Annotated in this window: 26 protein-coding genes; 18 read left to right on the forward strand and 8 right to left on the reverse strand. The window is 71.7% G+C overall.

All coding sequences use genetic code 11. The annotated features are described in order from the left end of the window. Nucleotides 1-146: 146 nt before the first annotated feature. The 5 genes from ABIE67_RS30235 (at nucleotide 147) to ABIE67_RS30255 (ending at nucleotide 6,297) form a co-directional block, all read left to right on the forward strand. Nucleotides 147-2,660 (forward strand): hypothetical protein, encoded by a 2,514-nt coding sequence (locus tag ABIE67_RS30235; protein WP_370264550.1) that lies wholly within the window; start codon nucleotides 147-149, stop codon nucleotides 2,658-2,660. Between the two features lie 187 nt (nucleotides 2,661-2,847). Beyond that, the gene (locus ABIE67_RS30240) at nucleotides 2,848-3,780 is read left to right on the forward strand and encodes an ABC transporter ATP-binding protein (protein WP_370264551.1); all 933 of its coding nucleotides are present in this window, start codon (nucleotides 2,848-2,850) and stop codon (nucleotides 3,778-3,780) included. Then, nucleotides 3,777-4,517 carry an ABC transporter permease gene (locus ABIE67_RS30245; protein WP_370264552.1) on the forward strand — a complete coding sequence of 247 codons (741 nt, stop codon included), beginning with the start codon at nucleotides 3,777-3,779 and terminating at the stop codon, nucleotides 4,515-4,517. Before ABIE67_RS30240 ends, ABIE67_RS30245 begins: the two co-directional genes overlap by 4 nt. Next, the gene (locus tag ABIE67_RS30250) at nucleotides 4,514-5,686 is read left to right on the forward strand and encodes a sensor histidine kinase (protein WP_370264553.1); all 1,173 of its coding nucleotides are present in this window, start codon (nucleotides 4,514-4,516) and stop codon (nucleotides 5,684-5,686) included. The genes ABIE67_RS30245 and ABIE67_RS30250 overlap by 4 nt, the downstream gene beginning before the upstream one ends. After that, nucleotides 5,683-6,297 carry a response regulator transcription factor gene (locus ABIE67_RS30255; protein WP_370264554.1) on the forward strand — a complete coding sequence of 205 codons (615 nt, stop codon included), beginning with the start codon at nucleotides 5,683-5,685 and terminating at the stop codon, nucleotides 6,295-6,297. Before ABIE67_RS30250 ends, ABIE67_RS30255 begins: the two co-directional genes overlap by 4 nt. Nucleotides 6,298-6,427: 130 nt before the next feature. Here the strand turns inward: ABIE67_RS30255 and ABIE67_RS30260 are convergent, their stop codons facing one another. Further along, on the reverse strand, nucleotides 6,428-7,279 hold the full coding sequence (locus ABIE67_RS30260) for a tetratricopeptide repeat protein (protein WP_370264555.1): 852 nt from the start codon (nucleotides 7,277-7,279) through the stop codon (nucleotides 6,428-6,430). A gap of 39 nt (nucleotides 7,280-7,318) precedes the next feature. Further along, complete coding sequence (locus ABIE67_RS30265; RefSeq protein WP_370264556.1) at nucleotides 7,319-8,269, reverse strand: GNAT family N-acetyltransferase; 951 nt, start codon at nucleotides 8,267-8,269, stop codon at nucleotides 7,319-7,321. Between the two features lie 191 nt (nucleotides 8,270-8,460). Between ABIE67_RS30265 and fdxA the strand changes: the two genes are divergently transcribed. Both fdxA and ABIE67_RS30275 read left to right on the forward strand, forming a co-directional pair. Beyond that, nucleotides 8,461-8,781 (forward strand): ferredoxin, encoded by a 321-nt coding sequence (fdxA, locus tag ABIE67_RS30270; RefSeq protein WP_007495984.1) that lies wholly within the window; start codon nucleotides 8,461-8,463, stop codon nucleotides 8,779-8,781. Between the two features lie 143 nt (nucleotides 8,782-8,924). Further along, the gene (locus ABIE67_RS30275) at nucleotides 8,925-10,019 is read left to right on the forward strand and encodes a bifunctional succinyldiaminopimelate transaminase/glutamate-prephenate aminotransferase (RefSeq protein ID WP_370264557.1); all 1,095 of its coding nucleotides are present in this window, start codon (nucleotides 8,925-8,927) and stop codon (nucleotides 10,017-10,019) included. An 81-nt stretch (nucleotides 10,020-10,100) separates the two neighbouring features. Here the strand turns inward: ABIE67_RS30275 and ABIE67_RS30280 are convergent, their stop codons facing one another. Then, nucleotides 10,101-10,577, reverse strand: a complete 477-nt coding sequence (locus ABIE67_RS30280; protein ID WP_370264558.1) for an ATP-binding protein — start codon at nucleotides 10,575-10,577, stop codon at nucleotides 10,101-10,103. 360 nt (nucleotides 10,578-10,937) lie between these two features. Further along, nucleotides 10,938-11,915: a heavy metal transporter gene (locus ABIE67_RS30285; protein ID WP_370264559.1), complete on the reverse strand. Its 978-nt coding sequence runs from the start codon at nucleotides 11,913-11,915 to the stop codon at nucleotides 10,938-10,940. An 84-nt stretch (nucleotides 11,916-11,999) separates the two neighbouring features. On the opposite strand from ABIE67_RS30285, the gene dapE reads away from it, so the two are divergent. Next, nucleotides 12,000-13,079 (forward strand): succinyl-diaminopimelate desuccinylase, encoded by a 1,080-nt coding sequence (gene dapE / locus ABIE67_RS30290; protein WP_370264560.1) that lies wholly within the window; start codon nucleotides 12,000-12,002, stop codon nucleotides 13,077-13,079. A 131-nt stretch (nucleotides 13,080-13,210) separates the two neighbouring features. Then, nucleotides 13,211-13,969, forward strand: coding sequence for a TIGR00730 family Rossman fold protein (locus tag ABIE67_RS30295; protein WP_370264561.1), 759 nt, complete (start codon nucleotides 13,211-13,213; stop codon nucleotides 13,967-13,969). Nucleotides 13,970-14,069: 100 nt separating this feature from the next. Here the strand turns inward: ABIE67_RS30295 and folP are convergent, their stop codons facing one another. Continuing rightward, nucleotides 14,070-14,930, reverse strand: a complete 861-nt coding sequence (folP, locus tag ABIE67_RS30300) for a dihydropteroate synthase (RefSeq protein WP_370264562.1) — start codon at nucleotides 14,928-14,930, stop codon at nucleotides 14,070-14,072. Between the two features lie 145 nt (nucleotides 14,931-15,075). Between folP and ABIE67_RS30305 the strand changes: the two genes are divergently transcribed. Together ABIE67_RS30305 and ABIE67_RS30310 are read left to right on the forward strand one after the other, a co-directional pair. After that, nucleotides 15,076-15,426 carry a DivIVA domain-containing protein gene (locus ABIE67_RS30305; RefSeq protein ID WP_370269095.1) on the forward strand — a complete coding sequence of 117 codons (351 nt, stop codon included), beginning with the start codon at nucleotides 15,076-15,078 and terminating at the stop codon, nucleotides 15,424-15,426. Further along, complete coding sequence (locus tag ABIE67_RS30310) at nucleotides 15,423-16,010, forward strand: DNA-3-methyladenine glycosylase I (protein WP_370264563.1); 588 nt, start codon at nucleotides 15,423-15,425, stop codon at nucleotides 16,008-16,010. The genes ABIE67_RS30305 and ABIE67_RS30310 overlap by 4 nt, the downstream gene beginning before the upstream one ends. A 90-nt stretch (nucleotides 16,011-16,100) precedes the next feature. Here the strand turns inward: ABIE67_RS30310 and ABIE67_RS30315 are convergent, their stop codons facing one another. Next, nucleotides 16,101-16,904, reverse strand: coding sequence for an enoyl-CoA hydratase/isomerase family protein (locus ABIE67_RS30315; RefSeq protein WP_370264564.1), 804 nt, complete (start codon nucleotides 16,902-16,904; stop codon nucleotides 16,101-16,103). A 64-nt stretch (nucleotides 16,905-16,968) separates the two neighbouring features. Between ABIE67_RS30315 and ABIE67_RS30320 the strand changes: the two genes are divergently transcribed. Together ABIE67_RS30320 and ABIE67_RS30325 are read left to right on the forward strand one after the other, a co-directional pair. Next, complete coding sequence (locus ABIE67_RS30320) at nucleotides 16,969-17,133, forward strand: hypothetical protein (RefSeq protein WP_370264565.1); 165 nt, start codon at nucleotides 16,969-16,971, stop codon at nucleotides 17,131-17,133. 146 nt (nucleotides 17,134-17,279) lie between these two features. Continuing rightward, entirely contained in the window at nucleotides 17,280-17,447 is a 168-nt protein-coding gene (locus ABIE67_RS30325) for a DUF3117 domain-containing protein (RefSeq protein WP_003966491.1), read from the forward strand. Between the two features lie 181 nt (nucleotides 17,448-17,628). Here ABIE67_RS30325 and ABIE67_RS30330 read toward each other — a convergent pair whose 3' ends face one another. Next, complete coding sequence (locus tag ABIE67_RS30330; protein ID WP_217214855.1) at nucleotides 17,629-18,261, reverse strand: O-methyltransferase; 633 nt, start codon at nucleotides 18,259-18,261, stop codon at nucleotides 17,629-17,631. A gap of 301 nt (nucleotides 18,262-18,562) precedes the next feature. Here ABIE67_RS30330 and sigE point away from each other — a divergent pair, with 301 nt between their 5' ends. The 5 genes from sigE (at nucleotide 18,563) to ABIE67_RS30355 (ending at nucleotide 24,314) form a co-directional block, all read left to right on the forward strand. Continuing rightward, nucleotides 18,563-19,261: an RNA polymerase sigma factor SigE gene (sigE, locus tag ABIE67_RS30335; protein WP_370269097.1), complete on the forward strand. Its 699-nt coding sequence runs from the start codon at nucleotides 18,563-18,565 to the stop codon at nucleotides 19,259-19,261. After that, nucleotides 19,258-20,223 (forward strand): zf-HC2 domain-containing protein, encoded by a 966-nt coding sequence (locus ABIE67_RS30340; protein ID WP_370264566.1) that lies wholly within the window; start codon nucleotides 19,258-19,260, stop codon nucleotides 20,221-20,223. The genes sigE and ABIE67_RS30340 overlap by 4 nt, the downstream gene beginning before the upstream one ends. A 348-nt stretch (nucleotides 20,224-20,571) precedes the next feature. After that, on the forward strand, nucleotides 20,572-22,752 hold the full coding sequence (locus ABIE67_RS30345) for a trypsin-like peptidase domain-containing protein (RefSeq protein WP_370264567.1): 2,181 nt from the start codon (nucleotides 20,572-20,574) through the stop codon (nucleotides 22,750-22,752). 218 nt (nucleotides 22,753-22,970) lie between these two features. Then, nucleotides 22,971-23,417, forward strand: a complete 447-nt coding sequence (locus ABIE67_RS30350) for a sec-independent translocase (protein ID WP_370264568.1) — start codon at nucleotides 22,971-22,973, stop codon at nucleotides 23,415-23,417. A 228-nt stretch (nucleotides 23,418-23,645) separates the two neighbouring features. Beyond that, entirely contained in the window at nucleotides 23,646-24,314 is a 669-nt protein-coding gene (locus ABIE67_RS30355; RefSeq protein WP_370264569.1) for a hypothetical protein, read from the forward strand. A gap of 155 nt (nucleotides 24,315-24,469) precedes the next feature. Here ABIE67_RS30355 and ABIE67_RS30360 read toward each other — a convergent pair whose 3' ends face one another. After that, nucleotides 24,470-25,603 carry an Mrp/NBP35 family ATP-binding protein gene (locus ABIE67_RS30360; protein WP_370264570.1) on the reverse strand — a complete coding sequence of 378 codons (1,134 nt, stop codon included), beginning with the start codon at nucleotides 25,601-25,603 and terminating at the stop codon, nucleotides 24,470-24,472. Nucleotides 25,604-25,617: the final 14 nt, after the last annotated feature.

Here is a 25,617-nt window from a genome sequence, read left to right on the forward strand (position 1 = left end):
AGCCGCCCGGAGCAATGGGGTCGAAACGGCGGCGGAGCCAACCGGGAGAACCTGCCTTGAGTCGTGAAACTGACACTCCGTCCTCCGGGCCCAACGGGCACGGCGGAGCCGCATACCCCTCGGGCACGCCGCCGTACGGGACCCCCATGGCTTCCGACAGCGGTGCGGACGCGGGCCGTTCGGCCGCGCGGCCGGAGGAACGCAAGACCGAGACCACGCTGACGACCCGGATCCGGATCAACATCCCCGGATCGCGGCCCATTCCGCCGGTCGTCGTGCGCCAGCCCGTCACGGATGCCGAGAGCGCGGGCCCCGGCGGCAGCGCGGACACCGAGCCGCCCACGCCGTCCGCCGCCACATCCATGTCCACGGGCACCGTGGAGCCGCAGGCCGAGCCGGCGGCGCAGCCGGGTGAGAAGACGAGCGACTGGTTCGCGCCCCGCAAGTCCGGCGCGCCCAAGGGTGGTCAGGGCGGCCCGCCCTCCAACGGGGCCGGTCTGCCCGGCGGTTCGGGCCCCGGCACGGGTGGTCCCGGTGGCGGGAGTGCCGGCGCCGCGCGTCCGGGTGCCGGTGCCGGTCGGCCCGGTGGTGTCGTCGGCTCGATGAGCGTGCCGGGCGGCTCCCGTCCGGGCGGCACAACCGGCGCGGGTCTCCCCGGTGCGACCGGCGGCCCCGTGGCTCCCGGACACGGCGGAGGCACCGGTTCCTTCGACGTGACCGAGGCACTGGCGGCAGGCCCGCTGGGCAACGGCAATGGCAATGGCAATGGCAACGGTGCCCGCCCCGGCGACGAGGCACGCCGCGACGACCTGCCGTACTTCTCGGAGAACGGAAACGGCGGCCACGGCGGCCCGAACGGCCAGGGCGGCCACGGCGGCCCGAACGGCTACGGCCCGCAGGGCGGCCCCGGCGGCTTCGACCCTTCCGCCGATTTCAACGCCCCGAACGACTTCGCCCCGAACGACTTCGACGACTTCGGCGCCCCGAACGGCCTCGACGACTTCGGCGGTCCGAGCGACTTCAACGGCCCGAACGGCCGAGGCGGCCAGGGCGGCCCGCAGGGCCCCTCGGGCCCGACGACCGGTCCGGTCACCGGCGACGGTCCGGCGGTACCCCCGCTCGCCGGCGGCGGGCACGGCGGATTCGGCGGGCCCGGAGGCCCGGGTGGTCCCGGCGGCCCCCGTGGTTCCGGCGCGCCTGGCCGTCCGGGTGGCCCCGGTGGTCCGGCCGGCTCCGGTATCTCTGCCGGTCCGGGTGGCCCGGGTGGTCCGGGCGCTTCCGGTATCTCCGCCGGTCCGAGCAGCCGTCCCGGCGGCCCTGGCGGCCCCGGTGGTCCCGGCAGCGGCCTGGGTGGTCCTCCCGGCCCCTCCGGCCCCGGCGGCCCGGCCGGTCCCGGTATCTCCGCCGGCCCCGGAGGTCCCGCGGGCCCCGGCGCCTCTCCGCACGTCCCGGGCCACGGCCCCGGCGGTGGGCTGAGCGACGACACCGCGATCCTCACCCCGCAGAAGCCGGCCCCCGAGCCCGGCAACCCGCACTACGGCGGCGTCGCCGACAACGTCTCCGGCCACACGGTCACCAGCGGCATCCCCGTCGTGCCCTCCGGCGCCCAGAGCGGGCCCTTCGGCCCGGGCGGCACCGACGCGCCCGGGCCGCACACGCCCCCGAAGCTGCCCGAACCGGACTCGTCGAGTGCCCCGGCCTCGCGTGCGCCCAAGAAGAAGGGCCGCAACAAGCTGGCGCTGGTCGGCGGCGGAGTGATCGTCCTCGCGGGCGGCGTCTACGGCGCCGGCCTGCTGATGGCCCACTCCGACGTGCCCAAGGGCACCACCGTGCTCGGCGTCGACATCGGCGGCGGCACCCGCGACGACGCGGTCAAGAAGCTCAACGACGCCTTCGACGAGCGGGTCAACAAGCCGCTGAAGCTGTCCGTGGGCGGCAAGACCGTGACGCTGGAGCCGGACAAGGCCGGGCTGCAGTTCGACATGCAGCAGACGGTCAGCGCGGCCGCGACCAGTGACTACAACCCGATCTCGGTCATCGGCTCCCTCTTCGGCAACCACCGGGTCGTCGACCCGGTCATGCCCACCGACGAGGAGAAGCTGCACGCCGCCCTGGAGGACGCCTCAGGCGGCTCCGGTTCGGTGACCGACGGCACGATCAAGTTCGAGTCCGGCAAGGCCGTCGCCGTCTACGGCAAGGCGGGCAAGGGCATCGACGTGGCCCAGTCCACCGAGGCGGTCGAGGCGGCCTACCGCACCCAGGTCGAGACCGGCGCGACCGACGCCGTGACCGTCCCGACGACGACGCAGCAGCCGACGGTCTCGAACGCCGAGGTCGACCGGATGATGAAGGAGTTCGCGGAGCCGGCGATGTCGTCCACCGTGACGGTTCAGGCGGCCGGGGCGAGCCCCGTCCTCATGAGCCCGGAGAAGTCCCTGTGGAAGTTCCTCCAGGTCAAGGCGGTCAACGGCAAGCTCGTCGACGCGCCCGACCTGGCCGCGCTGAAGGAGCTCTACGGCGGCGCCTTCGACGGCGTGCTCATCACCCGGGCCAACGGCAAGAAGACGGCCGTCACGCCGCAGGACGTCTACGTCGCCCTGCGTGAGGCACTGAAGAGCAAGACCGACCGAGTGGCGGTCATCGACACGAACCCCAGCTAGCGGTACGAACCCCGGCCGGCGGTGAGAGGTTCGCCGCTCACGGCGAGAGGGGGCACCCGGCACGACCGGGTGCCCCCTCTCGCCGTATCCGAGGCCGCCCCCGCCCCTTGCGTATGACATCTGTCATCCGGCAGTCAGGACCGCCGACACTGCCGGGCCCGGGGCCCGCGCGGCCACCCTGGAGCACATGACAACGACAGCGGTCGGATTCGACCAGGTGAGCAAGAGCTACGGGGATGTGCGCGCCGTCGACGGCCTGACGCTCGCGCTGCACCCGGGGGAGACCGTGGCCCTGCTGGGCCCGAACGGGGCGGGCAAGTCGACCACGCTCGATCTGCTGCTCGGCCTCAAGCGCCCCGACAGCGGCACGATCCGCCTCTTCGGCACCGACCCGCGCGAGGCGATCGTCGCCGGGCGGGTGGGGGCCATGCTCCAGAGCGGCGGGCTGATGAGCGAGGTCACGGTGGCCGAGGTGGTGCGGCTGGCCTGCGATCTGCATCCGCGGCCGTACGCCGTCGCCGAGGTCCTCGCCCGCGCCGGCATCACCCAGATCGCCGACCGCAAGGTCGACAAGCTCTCCGGCGGCCAGGCCCAGCGCGTCCGCTTCGCGCTGGCCACCGCAGGTGACAGCGACCTGATCGTCCTGGACGAGCCGACGACCGGCATGGACGTCACCACTCGCCAGGCCTTCTGGGCCACCATGCGTGAACAGGCCGACCAGGGCCGTACGGTCCTGTTCGCCACGCACTACCTGGAGGAGGCCGACGCCGTCGCCGACCGGGTGCTGGTCCTGCACCGCGGCCGGCTGCTGGCCGACGGCACGGCGGCCGAGATCAAGGCGAAGGCGGGGGCACGCAGGATCTCCTTCGACCTGCCCGACGACAGGATCGACGAGGCCGCCCTGCGCGCCCTGCCCTTCCTGACAGCCCTCACCGTGTCCAACAGCGGCTCCGCCGCGGGGTCCGGCCGTACGGTCCGTCTCCAGTCCTCCGACGCCGACGCGACCGTCCACTCCCTCTACGGCCTCGGCCTCTACCCCCGCAACCTCGAAGTCGCCGGGCTCGGACTGGAGCAGGCCTTCGTCGCCATCACCACCGCCGAGGAGGCGCGCACGTCATGAAGGGCCTGATCCGGCTGGAACTCACCCGCGCCCTGCGCAACCGCAAGTTCCTGTTCTTCTCGGTGCTCTACCCGTCCATCCTGTTCCTGCTGATCGCGGGCAGCGCCGACAGCACGACGAAGGTCGACGGCACCGGCCTGACCCTGCCGACCTACATGATGGTCTCGATGGCCTCCTTCGGCGCCCTGACGGCCGTCCTGATGGGCAACAGCGAGCGCATAGCCAAGGAACGCGAAAGCGGCTGGGTACGGCAGCTCCGGCTGACGACGCTGCCGGGCCGCGGGTATGTGCTGGCCAAGACGGCGAGCGCCGCCGTGGTCAGCCTGCCGTCCATCGTCGTCATCTTCGTCGTCGCCGCCGTCGTGAAGGACGTACGCCTGGACGCCTGGCAGTGGCTCGCGCTCACCGGCGCGATCTGGGCCGGGAGCCTGGTCTTCGCCGCGCTCGGGGTGGCGATCGGGTACTCCGCGACCGGGGACGCGGTGCGCCCGATCACGATGATCGTCTACTTCGGACTCTCCATGCTCGGCGGCCTGTGGATGCCCACGACGACCTTCCCGCGGTGGCTCCAGGACATCGCCGCCTGGGTGCCCACGCACGCGTACGCTGCCCTGGGCCAGGCCATCGAGCAGAGCCAGGCCCCGCACGCGAAGGACCTAGTCGTCCTCGCCGTCTCCTTCGCCCTGTTCACGGGCGGCGCGGCCTGGCTGTACCGGAAGGACACACTGAAGGCGTGAGCGGCACAGGCGTCGGCATCGGGCAGCGCCCCGAGAACGGCAAGCAGCGGTTCGTCAAGGTCCTGTGGACCGGCATCTGGCTGGTGTACCTCAGCGCGCCGGCCAACGACCTGCTGCACGGCGGCCACAGCACGGGCGTGCGGATCCTCGGCTGGATCGGCCTGGGCGCGTTCGTCACCTGGTACATGCTGCTGCTCTTCCGCACGGGCCGCGCTGAACGCAACAGCGTCGTCCTCGCCTCCCTCGGCGTCCTCGCGGCCCAGTCCACGGTCCTCGCCCTGACGCTGGGCCGGGAATGGCTGGTGCTGTTCGTGTACGTCTCGATCGCGTCCGGCGCGGCCCTGCCCCCGCGCATCGCCCGCTGGACGATCCCGGGCGCGTGCGCGCTGATGACCCTGATCGCCCTCGCGACACCGGGCGGCAAGGCGTTCCTGGCCGGCCTGCTGATCCCGGCCCTGCTGGGCGGCTTCGCCATGACCGGCGTACGCGAACTCGTCCGTACGACGGTCGCGCTGCGCGAGGCCCGCGCCACGGTCGCCCAACTGGCCGCGAACGAGGAGAGACTGCGTCTCGCCCGGGACCTGCACGACCTGCTGGGCCACTCCCTCTCCCTGATCACGCTGAAGAGCGAACTCGCCGGCCGGATGCTCCCCGACCACCCCGACAAGGCGGCCCAGCAGGTCGCCGACATCGAACAGGTCAGCCGCCAGGCCCTGGTGGACGTCCGCGAGGCGGTCGCCGGCTACCGCCGCCCCCGCCTCGCCGCCGAACTGGCGGGCGCCAAGGTCGCGTTGACCGCCGCGGGAGTCACCGCCGACCTGTCCGCCGCCGAACCGGACCTCACCGGCATCGCCGAAGACAGCGAGACGGCCCTCGCCTGGGCCCTGCGCGAGGCGATCACCAACGTCGTACGGCACAGCGGCGCCGGCCGCTGCACGGTCGAACTCCTGCGCCGCCAGACCCTCGACGGCCCCGTCCTCGAACTCTCCGTCGAGGACAACGGCTCGGGCGACCAGGGCAGCGGCCCCGGCAACGGCCTGACGGGCCTGACGGAACGCCTGGAGAAGGCGGGCGGCACCCTGGCCGCCGACGGCACCCGGCACGGCTTCCGTATCACCGCCCGCGTCCCGGTCACCGCCACCCCGACAGCCGTAGAATCCGCGCCATGAGCCCCACGATCAAGGTCCTGCTCGCCGAGGACCAGTCGATGGTCCGCGAGGCCCTGGCCGCCCTGCTCGGCCTGGAGGACGACATCGAGGTCGTCGCCCAGGTGGCCCGCGGCGACGAGGTCCTGCCGGCCGCCCGCGAGCACGACATCGACGTGGCGCTCCTCGACATCGAGATGCCGGGCGCGACGGGCATAGAGGCGGCGGCCCAGCTGCACAAGGCGTTGCCGGCCGTGAAGCTGGTCGTCCTCACCACCTTCGGCCGCCCCGGCTACCTCCGCAGCGCCATGGAATCCGGCGCCGACGCCTTCCTGGTCAAGGATGCCCCCGCGGCCCAACTGGCCGAGGCGGTGCGCAAGGTACTGGCGGGGGAGCGGGTCATCGACCCCACCCTGGCGGCAGCGGCCCTGGCGGAGGGCGCCAACCCCTTGACGGACCGCGAGCGGGAAGTCCTGCGAGCGGCGGAGGACGGCTCGACCAACGCCGAGCTGGCGGCAGCCCTGCACCTGTCCCAGGGGACGGTCCGCAACTACCTCTCGACGGCGATCCAGAAACTGGCGGTACGAAACCGGGCGGAAGCGGTGAGGATAGCGAGGGAGAAGGGCTGGCTGTGATCGCCGGTCAGGGCAGCCCACCTAGGGGCGCGGGACTGTATCGAATTGCGGCTCCGCCGCGTGGGCGCGACCAGCCACAACGCACCCGCACGCGCGCAACCACCGAACCTCCCACGGCGAACCGGCGAATTCAGTTGAGCATCGCCCGAGCAGCCCGAGCCTCCCCCCGCACCCGCTCCGCCGCCCCCTCATCCACCGCACTGATCAGCTCCGCGTACTCCTCCAACTCCACGGCCCCATCGACGAAGTCACCCCGCTGTACCAGCAACTGGGCCCGCTCGAACCGCAACCGAGCGGGATGCGAGGGCAGCAACAACGACAACTCCACCGCCCACAGCGCCACATCCGTGCGCTCGGGCCGCGCGGCAGCCCACGCCCGGATGTTGTTCAGAATCCGCAGCACCACATCCAGCGGATCCGCCGGCGTCAGCATCGACGGCCGCAGAGCCGCCCCCGTGGCCCCCGCCACCAGCAGCTCCGCATCGCTCCCCGCCAACACCCGCCCCCCGTCGAACGGATCGGCGAGTACCTGTTCCTCGGCCGGCCCGAACCCCACGACGAAGTGCCCGGGCAGGGCCACCCCGTACACCGGCGCCCCCGCCCGCCGTGCCACCTCCAGCCACACCACCGACAACAGGATCGGCAGCCCACGCCGCCGCTTCAGCACCTGATGCAGCAGTGACGACTCAAGCCGCTGATAGTCGGCAGGCGCCCCCCGGAACCCGTACCGCTCCCCGAGCAGCTCCCGCAGAGCGACCGCCCACGACCGGGGCCCGCCGGGCCGGAACGGCAGCTGTCCGGCCAGCCCGTCCAGCTCCACCTGCACGGAATCCATGCCCGCCTCGTCCAGCGCCCCGTCCGCCTCGGCGCCCAGCAGCAGACACAGCGCGGACAGGTCGGGCCGGTCGGACCGTGCCTCTTCGGCGAACCGCCGCCGCAGCTCGGCGGAGCGTTCGGGCGGTGGGGGGTAGGGGGGACGCATAGCTGGCTCGTGCCCTTTCACGGCGATCGGTACCACTGCTCACGCTGATCGATAGTGGTGGTACGCGTGATGCGCACCGAACCCCATCCCGGCGTACATCTCCCGCGCGCCCACGTTCTCCGCCTCGACCTGCAGCCATGCCGCCGACGCCCCCTCGTCGAGGGCCCGCCGGGCCAGCGCGGCCATCACGCGGGTGGCCAGCCCCTGCCGCCGCAGCGCCGGATCGACCTCCACGGCGGCGAATCCGGCCCACCGCCCGTCCACGACACACCGCCCGATGGCGGCAGGCGCACCGCCACCCGCACCGGGAACCGTCGCGAACCACACCGACGGCCCGCTCCCGAGCACCTTCAGGGCCACCTCGCTCACCCCCTTGCGCTGATACCGCGCAAGCCAAGCCTCGTCCGCCTCCCGGGCCAGCACCACCCCGGACGCCTCACCCGGCTCGACCCGGTCGGCGATCGGGGCCAGCGCCCCGACCCACAGCTCGGCGGTCACCTCACGCACCCACGCCAGCCGCTCCAGCTCCGCGCACAGCAGCTCCTGCGTCCCCTCGGCCCCGGTCGCGGTCTGGACGTACGCGGGAAGCCCACGGTCGCCGTACCACCGCCGTACGGCATCGAGCGCCTCCTCCAGCGGCATCCCGGGGTCGCCGAGCGGCAGCACCGAGTTGGCCCGGCGGGTGAACCCGGACGCGGCCCGCAGCTCCCACTCGCCGAGCCGTTCGCTCTCCACCGGCCGCCACGCGCGCGTGGCGACCTGCGCGAGTTCCTCGTACGACGCGGAGGGCCCCCGGCGCCGGGCCGGAGCGGCGGGCACGATCTTGCCCGCGACCAGCGAGGATTCCGCGATACGGACGGTTTCGCCACTCTTCCGTGTGATCAGCAGCACACCGTTGTCCCATGATGCGAGAACACCTACCGTGTCGGTGAACTTCTCACCCGGAGGCGCAGGATCGTTCAGGCGGCGTACGGAGACCCGTTTACCCACGTCAGCAGCGGTGATACGGACCGCAAGGCGCCCCGTCGCAGAGATTTCCACAGGTCAGTTCACCCCTCCTGTTCGGATCATGCCCAAGAACGGAGATACTAGGGGCGGGCATCGACGACGCCGCGCTCCCGCGCGCCAGGCGGCGGAGCCTACGGAGGCCCGCCAGCGCCCTATCGAGGAGGAACGACAGCGTGACCTACGTCATCGCGCAGCCTTGTGTCGACGTCAAGGACAAGGCGTGCATCGAGGAGTGCCCGGTCGACTGCATCTACGAGGGCCAGCGGTCCTTGTACATCCACCCGGACGAATGCGTCGACTGTGGTGCCTGTGAGCCGGTCTGCCCGGTCGAGGCGATCTTCTACGAGGACGACACTCCGGAGGAGTGGAAGGACTACTACAAGGCGAACGTCGAGTTCTTCGACGAGCTCGGCTCGCCCGGCGGCGCCAGCAAGCTGGGTCTGATCGAGCGCGACCACCCCTTCGTCGCCGCGCTGCCGCCGCAGGCCGAGTAATCCGCATCGGCGACCCGCACAGCGTGCCGCCTCGGTCCCGTACGGCCTGATCGCCCTCGATCGCCGACGGGACCGAGGCGTTGCCGTATCCGGCATGAGCAGTGGCAGTACCAGCGGCAGCACCAGAAAGTGAGCCAGATCCCGTGTCCGCAGTCTCCGACCGCCTTCCGACCTTCCCCTGGGACAAGCTGGAGCCGTACAAGAAGACGGCCGCCGCGCACCCGGACGGCATCGTCGACCTCTCCGTCGGCACGCCGGTCGACCCGGTCCCCGAGCTGATCCAGAAGGCCCTGATCGACGCTGCGGACTCCCCGGGCTATCCGACGGTCTGGGGCACCCCGGCGCTGCGTGACGCGATCACGGGCTGGGTGGAGCGCCGCCTGGGCGCCCGCGAGGTCACCCACCAGCACGTCCTGCCCATCGTCGGCTCCAAGGAACTGGTGGCCTGGCTCCCCACCCAGCTGGGCCTCGGCCCCGGCGACAGGGTGGCGTACCCCCGGCTGGCGTACCCGACGTACGAGGTGGGCGCCCGCCTGGCCCGCGCCGACCACGAGGTCTACGACGACCCCACGGAGCTCGACCCGCGGGGCCTGAAGCTCCTCTGGCTGAACTCGCCGTCCAACCCCACCGGCAAGGTCCTGTCGAAGGCGGAGCTCACCCGCGTCGTGGCGTGGGCCCGCCAGCACGGCGTCCTGCTCTTCTCCGACGAGTGCTACCTGGAGCTGGGCTGGGAGGCCGACCCGGTCTCGGTCCTGCACCCGGACGTGAACGGCGGCTCGTACGAGGGCATCGTCGCCGTCCACAGCCTCTCCAAGCGCTCCAACCTGGCGGGCTACCGCGCCGCGTTCCTGGCCGGCGACCCGGCCGTCCTCGGCCCCCTCCTGCAGATCCGCAAGCACGGCGGCATGATGACGTCGGCGCCGACCCAGGCGGCGGTCATCGCGGCCCTCGGCGACGACGAACATGTCCGCGTCCAGCGCGACCGCTACGCCGCCCGCCGAAAGGCCCTCCGCGAGGCCCTGGAAGGCCACGGCTTCCGCATCGAGCACAGCGAGGCCAGCCTCTACCTGTGGGCCACGAAGGGCGAGTCCTGCTGGACCACGGTCTCCGGCCTGGCCGACCTCGGCATCCTGGTGGCCCCGGGCGACTTCTACGGCGAGGCCGGCGCCCGGCACGTACGCGTAGCGTTCACGGCGACGGACGAACGGGTGAGGGCGGCGGTAGAGCGCCTGGCGTAGGTCCCCGCGGGCACGCAAAAGCCGACGGGGCCCAGGGAAATCCCTGGACCCCGCCGGCTCAGGCCGGGCGCCTGTCGGCCGTCAGCTGAGGGGAAGCCCCTGCACCGGCAGCGAGCCGGTCGCCGGCACGCCACCCTGGGTGGCCGAACCGGCCGCCTCACCGAGGACGGTACCGACCGACCCGGCCACGCCACCAGCGGTCTCCTGAGCCGCGGGCGTCGCCTTCTTCGCGACCTTGCCGCCGGCCTTGGCCGCGGTCGGCACGGCCTTCTTCGCGGCCTTGCCGCCGGTCTTGGTCACCTTGTCGCCGGCCTTCGTCGCGGTCGGCAGCGCGCCGTCGACCGCGGTGTCGACGGCGCCACCCGCGAGCCCGGTGGCGTTCGTGGCCGCACCGTCGACGACGCTCGCGCCGTCCAGGGCGGTCAGCCCGCCGACCTTGGTGGCGTCGGGCAGTTCGGGGGCCGCGCTGGCGGAGCCGGCCGCACCGACCCCGGCAGCCGCTCCCGCAGCGACGATCAGCGCGGCACGGGCGATCCGGCGGGTCAGGGGGAGGGACATGATGCTCCTTCGACGGGTATGTCGGATGAGAACGATGAAGTGTCCGACCGCACCCGGCAGTTGACCGACTGGCTGTTGATCTCCGGGCTCGGACGCAGTGACTACCGCTCGAAGCCCGCGAAGGTTGCGGCGCCGCAACGTAAAGAGTTGGCAATGCGTCGCATTATCGCCTGCGGATAAATACGGGCAAAAAGATCCTCGCTCGAAAGCCTGCGGAATCCTTACAGCCCTTGATTCCCAAGGGCTTTGGCGGATCTCAGGGTGACCGCGGGAAAACCTGCCCACGCCATCGCCGGCCGACACCTCGGGTAATCCCGGAGGGTGAGTCGCCGAACGCCCGCGCGTACCGGCTCGCGCGACCTAGTGAGTCGTCACGATCCGGACCGAGTCCGGACCGCTCTCCGCCCCCGAGGCATCCGGCGCCGCGCTCGCCCGCCACTGGCTGTCGGTGTTTCCGGCGGTCCACTCCCGCCCGGCGTACGACACCCGCTTGATGTGCAGATCGGAGGCGTTGGCCACGGCCCAGTGGGCCAACTGCCAGCCGCGCTCGCGCACACTGCGCCCGGCGCCGGAACCCGCGTGACCGGTCACCGGCAGCAGGACGGTCTGCCCGTCGCCCTCGATGACGGCAGGAGTGGGCGTGGGAGCGGCCTTCCGGGCGCCCACCTCGGCCGCGGCCGACTGGAGCGCGTCCTGCCCGAAGTCCCGTACGAGCGCGGCCCGTACGGCGTCCGGACCCGAGGCGGGCGTGGCACCCGGGCGGCCCTCGCAGGTCAGCGTGGCCGCCGAGCGCCCGGTGAGGGCGGCGGCGAGCAGCGTCGCGTCCGGCTCGTGCTTGGCGTACGCCTCCGGGAAGCCGCTGCGCTGGACGCGTTGCGCGGCGACGGTGAGCGGCAGCTCCGTGTAGCCGCGGACCTTGACCAGGTGCTCGTAGAAGATGCCCGCCGAGTAGATCGGGTCCTGGATCTCCTTCTCGGTGCCCCAGCCCTGGGAGGGCCGCTGCTGGAACAGGCCCAGCGAGTCGCGGTCGCCGTGGCCGATGTTGCGCAGCCCCGACTCCTGGAGCGCGGTGGCGAGCGCGATCGTCACGGCCCGCTCGGGCAGCCCGCGTCCGGTGCCGACGGCGGCGATGGTCGCCGCGTTCACCGCCTGCTCCGGCGTGAACTCGTACCGCGCCCCGTCACCCTTGCCCGAGACGACCTCGCACCCCGGCGTGCCGGTGCCGCCGGTGACGTACTGCACCGCGAGATATCCCGCGACGGCGAGCAGGATCATGAAGGCCGCCCCACGACGGAACAGGCGGCCACGGCGTTTGGAGGAGGGTGACGGCTCTGGCACGTCTACAAGGTAACCGAGGTTACTGAGCGGTATGGGCCCAGTGGGGAAAGTGGGCCCACTGCCGGGCGCGTTAGGGTCGGATCCATGGCCGACACCTCCCTTGACCTCACGCTGGACGCCGCGAAGCTCACCGCGCAGCTCGTCGACTTCCCCTCCGTCAGCGGTACCGAGCAGCCCCTCGCGGACGCCATCGAGGCCGCCCTGCGCGCCCTGCCGCATCTGACGGTCGACCGGTACGGCAACAACGTCGTGGCACGTACGAACCTGGGGCGGCCCGAGCGCGTGATCCTCGCCGGCCACATCGACACGGTGCCGATCGCGGACAACGTCCCGTCGAGGCTCGACGAGGACGGCGTCCTGTGGGGCTGCGGCACCTGCGACATGAAGTCCGGCGTCGCGGTCCAGCTGCGCATCGCCGCCACGGTCCCGGCCCCGAACCGCGACCTGACCTTCGTCTTCTACGACAACGAAGAGGTGACCGCGGACCTCAACGGCCTCAAGCACATCTCCGAGGCCCGCCCCGAGTGGCTGGAGGGCGACTTCGCGGTGCTCCTGGAGCCGTCGGACGGCGAGGTCGAGGGCGGCTGCCAGGGCACGCTGAGGGTGCTCCTCAAGACCAAGGGCGAGCGCGCCCACTCCGCGCGCGGCTGGATGGGCTCGAACGCGATCCACGCGGCGGCCCCGATCCTGGCGCGGCTGGCCTCGTACGAACCGCGCTACCCGGTGATCGACGGCCTGGAGTACCGCGAGGGCCTGAACGCGGTCGGCATCAAGGGCGGTGTGGCCGGCAATGTCATCCCCGACGAGTGCGTGGTGACCGTCAACTTCCGCTACGCGCCGGACCGTACGGAGGAGGAGGCCGTCGCGCACGTCCGCGAGGTCTTCGCGGACTGCGGGGTCGAGGAGTTCGTGGTGGACGACCACAGCGGCGGCGCGCTGCCGGGCCTGTCCCACCCGGCGGCAGCGGCGTTCATGGCGGCGGTCGGCGGGATCGCCCGCCCCAAGTACGGCTGGACGGACGTCTCCCGCTTCTCGTCCCTGGGCATCCCGGCGGTCAACTACGGCCCCGGCAACCCGCACTTGGCGCACAAGCGGGACGAACGCGTCGAGACGGCGAAGATCCTCGCGGGGGAGGAGCGGCTGAAGGCGTGGCTCTCGGCGTAGCGGCGCGGCCGGGGGCTTCCGGGACACCGCTTCACGGCGGTCATGCTCACGTCCCCCGTCCGTAACCCGCGCGGATCTACGCTGAGGTGGAACGACCTGCACTCGCAGGCCCCGCAACGGAGGGAGCGCACATGGCTACCGGCAACCCCGAGGGGAAGAAGCAGCCACCGTCGGAGCAGCGTCTGGGACCGGTTCTGCGGAGGCGGGACCAGGTGACGGCGAGTACGACCGACCAGCGGCTGCTGGACGCGGGCGGCCCCTCCGACTGGGTCCACACGGACCCCTGGCGGGTCCTGCGCATCCAGTCGGAGTTCATCGAGGGCTTCGGCACCCTCGCCGAACTCCCGGCGGCGATCAGCGTCTTCGGCTCGGCCCGCACCCCGGTCGACTCTCCCGAGTACGACGCCGGAGTCCGCCTCGGCCGAGGCCTGGTCGAGGCCGGGTTCGCGGTGATCACCGGTGGTGGCCCCGGTGCCATGGAAGCGGCGAACAAGGGCGCCTGCGAGGCGGGCGGCGTCTCGGTCGGCCTCGGCATCGAGCTGCCCTTCGAGCAGGGCCTCAACCCCTACGTCGACATCGGCCTGAACTTCCGGTACTTCTTCGTCCGCAAGATGATGTTCGTCAAGTACGCCCAGGGCTTCGTGGTCCTCCCCGGCGGCCTCGGCACCCTCGACGAACTCTTCGAGGCCCTCACCCTCGTCCAGACCCAGAAGGTCACCCGCTTCCCGATCGTCCTCTTCGGCAGCGAGTACTGGGGCGGCCTCGTCCACTGGCTCAGGAACACCCTGATCGCCCAGGGCAAGGCCTCCGAGAAGGACCTGCTCCTCTTCCACGTCACGGACGACGTGGACGAGGCGGTGGCGCTGGTGTCGAAGGAGGCGGGGCGCTAGCGCATTTCAGCCCGTCCGGCGAAGCCCCCTGGCGGGGTGGAAGGGGCGGAGCCCCTTCAGGGATGGGACGGGTAGGGGCGGCGGGGGCGAGAAAAAACGGCTAAGCCAACCCCCGCCGAGCCACCGCCGGCGCCCGATACCCCGCGATCGACGCCACCATCTCCAGCACCTGCCGCGTCTCCGCCACCTCATGCACCCGGTACACCTGCGCCCCCAACCACGCCGACACCGCAGTGGTGGCCAACGTCCCCACCACCCGCTCCTTCACCGGCTTGTCCAACGTCTCCCCCACGAAGTCCTTGTTGGACAGCGACACCAACACCGGCCACCCCGTCGACACCATCTCCCCCAACCGCCGCGTCGCCTCAAGACTGTGCCGCGTGTTCTTCCCGAAGTCATGCCCGGGATCGATCATGATCGACTCCCGCGGCACCCCCAGCTCCGCCGCCCGCTCCGCCAGCCCCACGGTCACCCGCAGAATGTCGGCCATGACATCGTCGTACGTCACCCGATGCGGCCGAGTCCGAGGCTCCGCACCCCCCGCGTGCGTACACACCAGCCCCACCCCGTACCGCGCGGCGACCTCCGCGAGCCCCGGGTCCACCCCACCCCAGGCGTCGTTCAGCAGATCGGCCCCCGCCTCGCACACCGCCGCCCCGACCTCGGCCCGCCAGGTGTCCACGCTGATCACGACATCCGGGAAGCGCCGCCGCACCTCGGCCACGAACCCGACCGTCCGCCGCGCCTCCTCCTCGGCGGTCACCTCTTCCCCCGGCCCCGCCTTCACCCCGCCGATGTCGATGATGGCCGCCCCCTCCGCCACCGCCTGCTCCACGCGCGCGAGGGCGGGCTCGTCGCGGAACGTCGCCCCTTGGTCGTAGAAGGAGTCCGGGGTCCGGTTCACGATCGCCATGATCACCGGCTCGTGCGAGTCGAACTCACGCCTGCCCAGCCTGAGCATCCCCTGTGACCTCTCCTAGTACGTCCTGGCAAGTCGTGGGCCTTCGGCCGCCTGCGACCCTAACTGTCAGAGTCGCATGGCACGATCGGACACTGACAGATTCGACCGCTCGCATTCACCGACCGTGGGGGCCACCGCGATGGTTATGTTCTTGTTCCTGGTCGTCGCGCTGGCCGTCGTGGTCGCCGCGGTGACGCTCGCCGTGGTGGGCGGTGGCGAGGGCGACGGCCCGCTGCCGGAGGCCGCGCCCGAGCGCCTGCAGGATCTGCTGCCGCTGGACCGCCCGATCAGCCGCGTGGACATCGAGACCCTCCGCTTCCCCCTCGCCGCCCGCGGCTACCGCATGTCCGACGTGGACGACGCCCTCAGCCGCCTCGGCGCCGAGCTCGCCGAGCGCGACGCCCGGATCGCCGACCTGGAGTCCGCCCTGGCCGGCGCGCAGACGTCCGCCGGCCATGTGTCGATGGACAAGCCCGCCCAGGAGGACCAGCAGTGAGCGACGGTACGGCCCTCGCCGGACCCGACGGCGCCCTGCGCTGTCCCTGGGCCCTGTCCACCCCGGACTACGTCACGTACCACGACGAGGAGTGGGGCCGCCCGGTCCACGGCGACGACGCCCTGTTCGAACGCCTCAGCCTGGAGGCCTTCCAGTCGGGCCTGTCCTGGATCACGATCCTGCGCCGCCGCGAGGGCTTCCGCGCCGCCTTCGCGGGCTTCGAGATCGCCAAGGTGGCGACCTTCACGGACACCGACCGGGACCGCCTCCTCGCGGACCCGGGCATCATCCGCAACCGAGCCAAGATCGACGCCACTCTCGCGAACGCCCGCCTACTGACCGACTGGGCCCCAGGCGACCTGGACGAACTGATCTGGTCCCACGCCCCGGACCCCGGGACTCGTCCGGCCCCGAAGGCCCTGGCGGATGTCCCGGCCGTCACACCCGAGTCGACGGCCCTGTCGAAGGCCCTCAAGAAGCGGGGCCTGCGCTTCGTCGGACCGACGACGGCGTACGCCCTGATGCAGGCGTGCGGCCTGGTGGACGACCACTTGGAGACTTGCGTCGCGAGAAGCGCCCACTAGGGGCGCGGGGCTGTGTCGAAACGCGGCTCCGCCGCGGGCGCGACCAGCCCCCACGCACCCGCAGCCCCCGACGGCGCTACCGCCCCGAGCTCACCGGCCCAGGTACTTCGGCTTCTCCTTGTTGACGAAGGCCTGCACGGCGATCGCATGATCCTCGGACGACCCCGCCCGGGTCTGCAGCTCGTCCTCCTTCTCCAAGGTCTCCTCAAGCGAGTGCGACAGCCCGAACGCCATCGCCTCCTTGATCGCCCCATACGCCACCGTCGGCCCCTCGGCGAGCGCCCGCGCGACCTTCTCCGCCTCCGCGCGCAGGTCGGCCGAGGGCACGAGACGGTTCGCGATCCCCAGCTCGTACGCCTCCTGCGCCTTGATGTTCCGCGGGAAGAGCAGCAGGTCAGCGGCCCGTCCCGGTCCCACCACCCGCGGCAGCGTCCACGAGATGCCGGAGTCCGCGGTCAGCGCGACCCCCGCGAACGACGTGTTGAAGGCGGCCGTGTCCGCCACCACGCGATAGTCCGCGGCCAGCGCGAACCCGAATCCGGCGCCCGCCGCGACCCCGTTCACCCCGGCCACGACCGGCTTGGCCATCCCGGCCAGCGCCCGCGCGATGGGGTTGTAGTGCTCCCGCACCGTGCTCATCGTCTGCCTGGACCCGGTCTCCCGGTCGGTCACCAGCAACCCGATGTGCTCCTTGAGGTCCTGGCCCACGCAGAAAGCCCGGTCCCCCGCGGCGGTCAGCAACACCGCTCGCACCGCGCGGTCGTCCGCCGCGGAGCGCACCGCGTCCCGCAGGGCGACCTTGGTCTCGACGTTCAGCGCGTTCATCGCCTCGGGGCGGTTCAGCGTGATCGTCGCGAGTCCGTCGTTCACCTCGTAGAGCACGGTGTCGGCCATGGAGTGTCCCCTCCGTCGTCACGGCTTGGGCGTACCGGTCGGTAGGCGCCTGTCTGAGGACAGCATGGCGGAGATCATCGACAACGGCCCTGACCGGACATGTGACCTGCGTCAAAGAATTCGTGTCCGGTTCCGTTGGGTGGAAGTGAGTGCGGTGGCGCAGTATCGCAGTCACATCGCCGAATTGAGTGGTTTTGCTCGCGCGCGTTGCCCAAGCGATGCCGACTGATGTTGGTCATCGGGTCCTGAGATGCGGGATAATGGCTGGGAAGCAATGTGTTCGATGCCGGTGTCGCGTGTCTCATGCCAGACACACGTGCCCTCCCATGGGCCGTCGGCTTTGACGATGAGCTGGTTTCAGGAAGGGGAACGAGCATGGCGGCCATGAAGCCGCGGACGGGCGATGGCCCGCTCGAGGTGACCAAGGAGGGGCGGGGCATCGTCATGCGCGTTCCGCTCGAAGGCGGCGGTCGGCTCGTCGTCGAGCTGACCCCTGACGAGGCCGACGCGCTCGGCGACGCCCTCAAGAAGGTCGTCGGCTGACGCGGAAGCGACCATACCCTTTCGGTGACCCCGGCATCCCACATGGTGCCGGGGTCGCTGTTTCTCCGGTGTGCGGGTGGCGTACGGACGGTGGTCCGTGGCGTACGGGCGGTGGTTCATGGCGTACGGTCGGCCGTATGCCCGGCTTGACGTCTACCGCTCGACGTCTACGGCTCGACGTCTACCGCTTGACCGCGCACAGCAGCCCGTCACCGACCGGCAGCAGCGACGGCACCAGCTCCTGGCTCTCGCGCACCGCGCGCAGCAGTTCCCGGATCCGTATGACCTCGGTGGGCTGGGGGCCCGAGTCCACGGTGCGACCGTTGGCGAAGACGCCCTCGAAGACGACAAGGCCACCCGGACGCAGCAGACGCAACGATTCAGCGAGATAGTCGAGGAACTCCAGCCGGTCGCCGTCGCAGAAGACGAGGTCGTAGCCGGCGTCCGCGAGGCGGGGCAGGACGTCGAGGGCGCGGCCCGGGATGAAGCGGGCGCGGTTGCTGGCGAAGCCGGAGGCACGGAAGGCCTGGCGGGCGAACTGCTGGTGCTCGGGTTCGGGGTCGACCGTGGTCAGGACGCCGTCGGGGCGCATGCCGTGCAGGAGGTGGATGCCGGAGACGCCGGTGCCGGTACCGATCTCCGCCACCGCCTTGGCGTCCACCGAGGCGGCCAGCAATCGCAGCGCGGCGCCCGTGCCGGGCGACACCGAGCGCAGTCCCGCCTCACGGGCCCGGTCACGGGCCCAGCGCAGGACGTCGTCCTCGGCGACGTAGGCGTCGGCGAACGCCCAGCTCGTCTGCCGGTTGCCGGTAATGACCCTCTCCTGTCCCCGTGGTTGCCTGGGCGTGACTGTATCCGTTGCGGCCGGGAACCCGCAGATGGGACCGGGCGTTTAGAGGGGTGGGAAGACGAGCGGGGGGACACAGTTGGATCACGATGCCGAGCGGGGCCGCGAGCAAGTGCTGACGCAGGCGCATCAGCCGTGTCAGCCCAGATCAAATTCTCGTAAAACCGCTTATCCGGAGCTAACGGGCGAGGTGGTTATGGTAGGGGCTCCACTGGACACCACCAGAGCCGATAGGGGAGGTGCGGCTGCGCCTGTGGATCGGGGAGGAGTGCTGCGGCGCTTCCTCGGATCGGCGGGCAGGCCGAAATCCGTGAACGACACCGCTGACCACAGCCACGCCGGCGACTATGCCCAGACCGCGACCTTCTCCACCGACGCGGGCGGGCAGGCGTGGACTCCGCCCACCTGGGAGGAGATCGTCAGCACGCACAGCGGTCGCGTCTACCGACTGGCGTACCGCCTCACCGGCAATCAGCACGACGCCGAGGACCTCACGCAGGAGGTCTTCGTCCGCGTCTTCCGCTCCTTGTCGACGTACACGCCGGGCACCTTCGAGGGCTGGCTGCACCGCATCACCACCAACCTCTTCCTGGACATGGTCCGCCGCAAGCAGCGCATCCGCTTCGACGCGCTGGGCGAGGACGCGGCCGAGCGGCTGCCCAGCAAGGAGCCCACACCTCAGCAGGTCTTCAACGACGCGCACTTCGACGCCGACGTCCAGCAGGCCCTCGACACGCTCGCGCCCGAGTTCCGCGCCGCGGTCGTCCTGTGCGACATCGAAGGACTGTCGTACGAGGAGATCGCCGCGACCCTGGGCGTCAAGCTCGGCACGGTCCGGTCCCGTATCCACCGTGGCCGCTCGCAGCTGCGCAAGGCCCTCGCCCACCGCTCGCCGGAGGCGCGCGCGGAGCGCCGCTCCTTCGTGCCGCGTGTGGCCGCTCTGGGGGGAGGGGGCGCGACCGCGTGAGTGGCACCCGACCCAACCCCGCCGAACGGCTTCTGGCCGAGCAGCACCTTGGCGACCGACTCTCCGCCCTCGTCGACGGAGAGCTCGGTCATGAGACGCGTGAGCGCGTTCTGGCGCACCTGGCGACCTGCGCCAAGTGCAAGTCCGAGGTCGACGCCCAGCGCCGGCTGAAGAACGTCTTCGCGGAGGCGGCCCCGCCGCCTCCCTCCGAGAGTTTCCTGGCCCGCCTTCAGGGTCTCCCCGGGGGAGGTGACCTGGACGGCGGTGGCTCGCCGCTCGGCGGGGGAGGATTCGGTGGACTGTCCGGACGACCCGGCGCCTCCGGGGCGTTCGGAGTGAAGCGGAGTGACCGTTTCGAGTTCGGATACGTCCCTTCGCGTGCGCACGCCCCCGTGCTCCCCGTCTCCGGCAGCGGTTTCCGCACCCACCCCGTGGGTCGTCATGACGCCGATCGCTCCTCCTCCCGGATGCGGTTCGCGTTCGTGGCGGCGGGCGCGGTGTCGCTGGCCGCCATCGCGCTGGGCGGCGTCACCTCGAGCGCGCCGACCGAGGCGGAGGCCCGCGGTGGCTCGGGAGCCGGCAGCAATGTGACACCGGCGCGGACCCAGGGCACCGGGGCCGCGGCGACACCCGAGAACCAGCGCCGTCGCGCGGTCGGCCCGCTGCTCGCGCAGGGGCAGGGGACTCCGGACACCCCGGTGGCCCCGACGGAGGTGTCGGCGCCCCTTCTGCCGGGGATGCCGGCCCAGCCCGCCGACCAGGACATGGACACCCTGACGGCGCCCGTGGTGGCCGGCGCGGCCGCCATGTCCCCACTGATACGCCCGCTCAGCGCGAACCCGCCGCTCGCCCTGACCGCGTGGTCCACGACCTCCGGGATCACGGCGACCCCCGAGCTGCTCGCCGCACCTGTCCCCGACGCGACCTCGTCCCCCTCCGCCTCACCGGCCACCGGTCCCTGACCCGACCTCTGCGCAGCGGCCCACGAACCTGATTGAATCCAGGGTGGGCCGCGCGCCGTGCCTGTGGGCCGGGCGCGGAGTCGAGGAACTGCGGCCGCCGTTGACGCCGCGTGCCGGATGGGGGAGGTAGCACGGGTCGCCCGGTTCCCTGAGGGAACTCAAGTGCGACAGCGCAGAGTTGAGTAGGCATTCGGGCGCCGGGGCGTTCCCGGTGGCGGCCTGCCGTGAAACCCAGGGATCCCCTGCGTCCGCTTCCGCTGACGCAGCACGTTCGGTCATCCGACCGGGTGCGGCCCAGAGCGAAGCGTCCTACTCGAGCAACGGTCAGCAGCGAGCAGGAAGCAGAGCATGAACGAGGGGAAGCCCGCGAAGGCGAAGTGGTGGAACCGACCTCGACCGCAGGGACCTTCGGGTCAGGCGGAAGGGGCCGCACCGACGCCGGACGAGTTGAGCGACACCACACCGGACGGATCGGCACCCGATGGTGCCGGTGAGCGTGGCCGCGGTGGTGACACGGACGGTGACTTCGAGCTGGCGCTGCCCGCGACGGGCGCTGTGGGCGAGGGGGCTTCGGCGGAGGGCGACTTCGAACTTCGGCCGCCTGCGGTGAGCGGCGGTGTGAGCGGCGGCGGTGATGACGCGGCTTCCGCTGATGGTGACTTCGAGTTGGCGTGCCCGGTCGGGGTGCCCGCGGCCGCCGTGCCGTCGGCAGGTGACGCCGCCCCGGTTCCCGCAGAGCCCGGCGCCGCACGTCCCAAGCCCCTGCACGACCCCGACCCCTACAGCACCCCGCCCTACGGGGAGCCCGGCCCCTGGGCGCCCGCTCCGCCGGTCCAGCACCCGGCGACCACGCCGGCCCACGGGACGGCCGTACCGCTGCCGACCGCACCTACGCACGGCCTGCCGGCGCCCACACTTACGCACGACCTGCCGGCGCCCACGGCAGGCGCGCCCGCACCCTCGGCAACCCCGGCCTCGGCAGGCGACGAACCCGCCCCGGCCCCCGTGCCCGTCCCGGCCCCCGTGCCCGTCCCGGCCCCCGTGCCCGTCCCGGCCCCCGTGCCCGTCCCGGCCCCCGTGCCCGTCCCGGCCCCCGTGCCCGCCCCGCCTCCCGCGACCAACCCAGCCGCCGGCGCCCTTGTCGCGCCCTCGGCGCCCGGCATCCCTGCCCAGACAGCGCCTCCGGCGGTCCCGGTGGCCGAGCCGTCGGCCCATGCCATCCCCGCCCCCACCCCCATCCCCACCCAGGCGCCCCCCACGGCCGACGCGCCCGTCCATGCCACCCCCGCCCCCGCCTACGCCGACGCCCCACCCCCCGCCAACCCCTGGCAGAACTACGACCCTTGGTCGCGCGAGGCGCACGCCACCGCCCCCCTCCAGCAGAACGGCGCCGCGGTCGTCACCGACGAGCAGCGGCGCAAGCGGGGACGGAAGGCGGTCCTCGTCGGCGTCCTGCTGCTCGCGCTCGTGTCCGGGGGCGTCGGCGGTGTCGTGGGGGCGTATTTCGAGCGCAACGGTGGAGTGGGGGACGTGGAGCTGCCGCAGGCCGCGGCCGAACCCACCGGTCGGGCGCCGGACAGTGTCGCCGGGATCGCCGCGCGGGCCCTGCCGAGTGTCGTGACCCTGCATGTGAGCGGGAGCGACGAGCAGGGCACCGGGACCGGGTTCGTGCTCGACGACCGCGGTCACATCCTCACCAACAACCACGTCGTCGAACCCGCGGGCGACGACGGCGAGATATCCGTGACCTTCCACAGCGGGGACACCGCCAAGGCCACCGTCGTCGGCCGCGACGGCGGCTACGACCTCGCCGTCGTCAAGGTCACCGGCGTCAGCGGCCTCGAACCCCTGCCGCTCGGCAACTCCGACAACGTCCAGGTCGGCGACCCGGTCGTCGCCATCGGCGCCCCGTTCGACCTGGCGGGAACCGTCACCTCCGGCATCATCAGCGCCAAGGAGCGGCCCATCACGGCCGGCGGTGAGAGCGGCGACGGGAGCGATGTGTCGTACGTGGACGCGTTGCAGACCGACGCGCCCATCAACCCCGGCAACTCCGGCGGTCCTCTCCTCGACGCCCAGGCCCGTGTCGTCGGCATCAACTCCGCGATCCGTTCCGCCGACAGCGGTTCCGACCTCGACGGCGGCCAGGCCGGCTCCATCGGCCTCGGCTTCGCCATCCCGGTGAACCAGGCCAAGCGCGTCGCCGAGGAGCTGATCAACACCGGCCGGGCGACCCACCCGGTCATCGGCGTCACCCTCGACATGGACTACACCGGCGACGGAGCCCGCGTCGGCACCAAGGGCAGCGACGGCGGCTCCGCGGTGACCGAAGGCGGCCCCGGCGACAAGGCCGGCATCAAACAGGGCGACGTCATCACCGAGGTCGACGGCCAGCGCGTCCACTCCGGCGAGGAACTCATCGTCAAGACCCGTGCCCACCGCCCCGGCGACCGGCTGGAACTGACCTTGGAGCGCGGCGGCAAGGAGGTCAGGATCTCGCTGACGCTCGGCTCGTCGAGCGGGAACTGAGACTCACAGAAACATCACACCGAACGTCGCCCGACCGCCCCACTTATGGCCTGACAAGGCAAACAACGCGGAAAACCGCACGCCCACCCGCATTCGGAGGCCTCGGGACAGTACCGGTCTTAGCGGATGGCCGGGTACCGTGGATCCGGCCCGGACCACGGAAGACCCGCATTCGACCACTGAGGGCCGAGGACCGAGGACATCGCAAGGAGCTTCAGGTGTTCAATGACATAGGACCGCTCGAGCTGGTGACGCTCGTCGTCCTCGCCGTGCTCGTTTTCGGTCCGGACAAGCTCCCGAAGATGATTCAGGACGTCACGCGGACGATTCGCAAGATCCGCGAGTTCTCGGAGAGCGCCAAGCAGGACATCCGGTCGGAGCTCGGCCCGGAGTTCAAGGACTTCGAGTTCGAGGATCTCAACCCCAAGACGTTCATCCGCAAGCAGCTGGACAACGACGAGCTGGGGATCAAGGAGATCCGCAACGGCTTCGACCTGAAGAAGGAAATGGCCGAGGTCACCGACGCCGTCCACGGTCGTGACACGGAATCGTCCTCTTCCTCCTCGTCGTCGTCCTCGGGTTCCTCCGGCGGCAGCATCGACATGACGAAGAAGCCCGATAGCCCCGGTGACGAGCGCCCGCCCTACGACGCGGACGCCACCTGAGCCGTACGAACACGCGGGCGGGTCTCCGCCCGTAAGTGACTCTTCTCATACTCTGCGCGGGTCGCGCACGGCCTGAACACGCTCCCTGTGCGCCTCGCGCGCCGGGCGCTTTCCATACTGCTCGGAGCGGTGTGGCTATGCTGCCGAGTTGTTGTGCGGACCGGACGAGTACGCCCGAAGGGGGGCGGGCCGGGCTGGTCCGGCGAGAACGAGGAGGCGTCCGGGCAGATGGAGACGACGAGTCAGACGACGAGTCGGGCAGTCGCGCAGGAACCGGCCGTGGAGAGCGGACAGCAGCTCCCCTCCGCCCGGCGCACGGTCGACGCCTACCTGTTGGCGCCCTTCCCCTGGTACGGCCTCGACGAGGCCTTCACAGGGCCGCGCTGGCTGATGCAGGTCGGCATGGCGGCCGACGGGTCGGTGGAACACGGTTCGACCGGGCACGGTGACGAGCCCTCCGTACGGAACGAGGCGACGGAGGACCGGGAGAAGTTCGCGGTGGTCGTGACCGTCGCCGCGCATCCGTCCCGGCGGAGCGCCGACGGTACGGGGCTGCTGGAGGCCACGTCGGTGTCCTCGGCCGCGTGGCTCGCGGGGGTGGGGCTGCTGTCCTTCACCTGGCCGGGGCAGATGGACCACTCGCTGCGCGACGACTGGCTGGAGCAGCAGACGGAGACGGCCTGGGCCCTCGCGGACGACCTGGACGGTGCGGACTGGTCGACGCTGTCCCTGCCGGTGGACGGCGTGCCCACGCCGTTCCACTACCGGGAGTCCGAGTTCGGGTGGGTGCTCGCCGGCTCGACTCAGGAGGGGGTGCACCTGGGGGCTTACGGCAGGGGGATGAGCGCGTACGGGCTTGCCTTCGCCATGATCAAGGACATCTCCGCGTACGCCTAGCCGGCGGGCTGAGCCGGAAAAGGGGCGCCGCGGGTGTTGCGGCGCCCCTTCGCCGTAGGGCCTTGTGTGCCGTCTCCAGGCGTGGCCTGGGTGTGGCTGGTCGCGCCCGGCGGCGGAGCCGCTGATGGATACAGCCCCGCGCCCCGGGGGGGGGGTCAGAACTTGTTCTTCGGAGTGATCCCGAGAGACAGTCCCGAAAGGCCCCGCTGCCGTCCCCCCAGCTTTCCGGCGATCGCGCGCAGGGCCGAGCCCGCCGGGGAGTCGGGGTCGGTCAGGACCACGGGCTTGCCCTCGTCGCCGCCCTCGCGGAGGCGGACGTCGATCGGGATGTTGCCCAGCACCGGGACGTTCGTACCGGTCGTACGCGTCAGGCCGTCGGCGACCACCTGCCCGCCGCCCGTGCCGAAGACGTCGACCATCTCGTCGCAGTGCGGGCAGGGCAGCCCGGACATGTTCTCGACCACGCCGACGATCTTCTGGTGGGTCTGGACGGCGATGGACCCGGCCCGCTCGGCGACCTCGGCCGCCGCCTGCTGCGGGGTCGTCACGACCAGGATCTCGGCGTTCGGGACCAGCTGGGCCACGGAGATCGCGATGTCTCCGGTGCCGGGCGGGAGGTCGAGGAGCAGGACGTCCAGGTCGCCCCAGTACACGTCCGCCAGGAACTGCTGGAGCGCGCGGTGGAGCATCGGGCCGCGCCAGACGACCGGGGCGTTGCCCGGCGTGAACATGCCGATGGAGATGACCTTCACGCCGTTCGCGGACGGCGGCATGATCATGTTCTCGACCTGGGTCGGACGCCCGTCGGCGCCCAGCATGCGCGGCACGCTGTGGCCGTAGATGTCGGCGTCGACGACACCGACCTTCAGGCCGTCGGCCGCCATCGCCGCGGCCAGGTTGACCGTCACCGACGACTTGCCGACACCGCCCTTGCCGGACGCGACCGCGTACACGCGGGTGAGCGAGCCGGGCTTGGCGAAGGGGACCTCGCGCTCGGCGGTGCCTCCGCGCAGGGCGTTCGCCAGCTCCTTGCGCTGCTCGTCGCTCATCACGTCGAGCGTGACGTCGACACGGGTGACGCCCTCGACCCGGGAGACGGCGTCCGTCACGCGCTGCGTGATCGTCTCGCGCATCGGGCAGCCGGAGACCGTCAGGTACACGGTGACCGCGACCGCACCGTCCGCACCGATCTCCACCGACTTGACCATCCCCAGTTCGGTGATGGGGCGGTTGATCTCGGGGTCGTTCACCGTCGCCAGTGCTTCGCGCACCGCGTCTTCCGTAGCCATAAGGTCGATGGTAC

This window comes from Streptomyces sp. V4I8, assembly GCF_041261225.1.
GTDB lineage: Bacteria > Actinomycetota > Actinomycetes > Streptomycetales > Streptomycetaceae > Streptomyces.

Bases quoted from the DNA above. Each gene is read 5' to 3' on its own strand.
- ABIE67_RS30235 (WP_370264550.1), top strand. From the start codon at position 147: ATGGCTTCCGACAGCGGTGCGGACGCGGGCCGTTCGGCCGCGCGGCCG.
- ABIE67_RS30240 (WP_370264551.1), top strand. From the start codon at position 2,848: ATGACAACGACAGCGGTCGGATTCGACCAGGTGAGCAAGAGCTACGGG.
- ABIE67_RS30245 (WP_370264552.1), top strand. From the start codon at position 3,777: ATGAAGGGCCTGATCCGGCTGGAACTCACCCGCGCCCTGCGCAACCGC.
- ABIE67_RS30255 (WP_370264554.1), top strand. From the start codon at position 5,683: ATGAGCCCCACGATCAAGGTCCTGCTCGCCGAGGACCAGTCGATGGTC.
- ABIE67_RS30260 (WP_370264555.1), bottom strand. From the start codon at position 7,279: ATGCGTCCCCCCTACCCCCCACCGCCCGAACGCTCCGCCGAGCTGCGG.
- ABIE67_RS30280 (WP_370264558.1), bottom strand. From the start codon at position 10,577: ATGTCCCTCCCCCTGACCCGCCGGATCGCCCGTGCCGCGCTGATCGTC.
- dapE (WP_370264560.1), top strand. From the start codon at position 12,000: ATGGCCGACACCTCCCTTGACCTCACGCTGGACGCCGCGAAGCTCACC.
- ABIE67_RS30295 (WP_370264561.1), top strand. From the start codon at position 13,211: ATGGCTACCGGCAACCCCGAGGGGAAGAAGCAGCCACCGTCGGAGCAG.
- folP (WP_370264562.1), bottom strand. From the start codon at position 14,930: ATGCTCAGGCTGGGCAGGCGTGAGTTCGACTCGCACGAGCCGGTGATC.
- ABIE67_RS30305 (WP_370269095.1), top strand. From the start codon at position 15,076: ATGTTCTTGTTCCTGGTCGTCGCGCTGGCCGTCGTGGTCGCCGCGGTG.
- ABIE67_RS30315 (WP_370264564.1), bottom strand. From the start codon at position 16,904: ATGGCCGACACCGTGCTCTACGAGGTGAACGACGGACTCGCGACGATC.
- ABIE67_RS30320 (WP_370264565.1), top strand. From the start codon at position 16,969: ATGGCGGAGATCATCGACAACGGCCCTGACCGGACATGTGACCTGCGT.
- ABIE67_RS30325 (WP_003966491.1), top strand. From the start codon at position 17,280: ATGGCGGCCATGAAGCCGCGGACGGGCGATGGCCCGCTCGAGGTGACC.
- ABIE67_RS30345 (WP_370264567.1), top strand. From the start codon at position 20,572: ATGAACGAGGGGAAGCCCGCGAAGGCGAAGTGGTGGAACCGACCTCGA.
- ABIE67_RS30355 (WP_370264569.1), top strand. From the start codon at position 23,646: ATGGAGACGACGAGTCAGACGACGAGTCGGGCAGTCGCGCAGGAACCG.
- ABIE67_RS30360 (WP_370264570.1), bottom strand. From the start codon at position 25,603: ATGGCTACGGAAGACGCGGTGCGCGAAGCACTGGCGACGGTGAACGAC.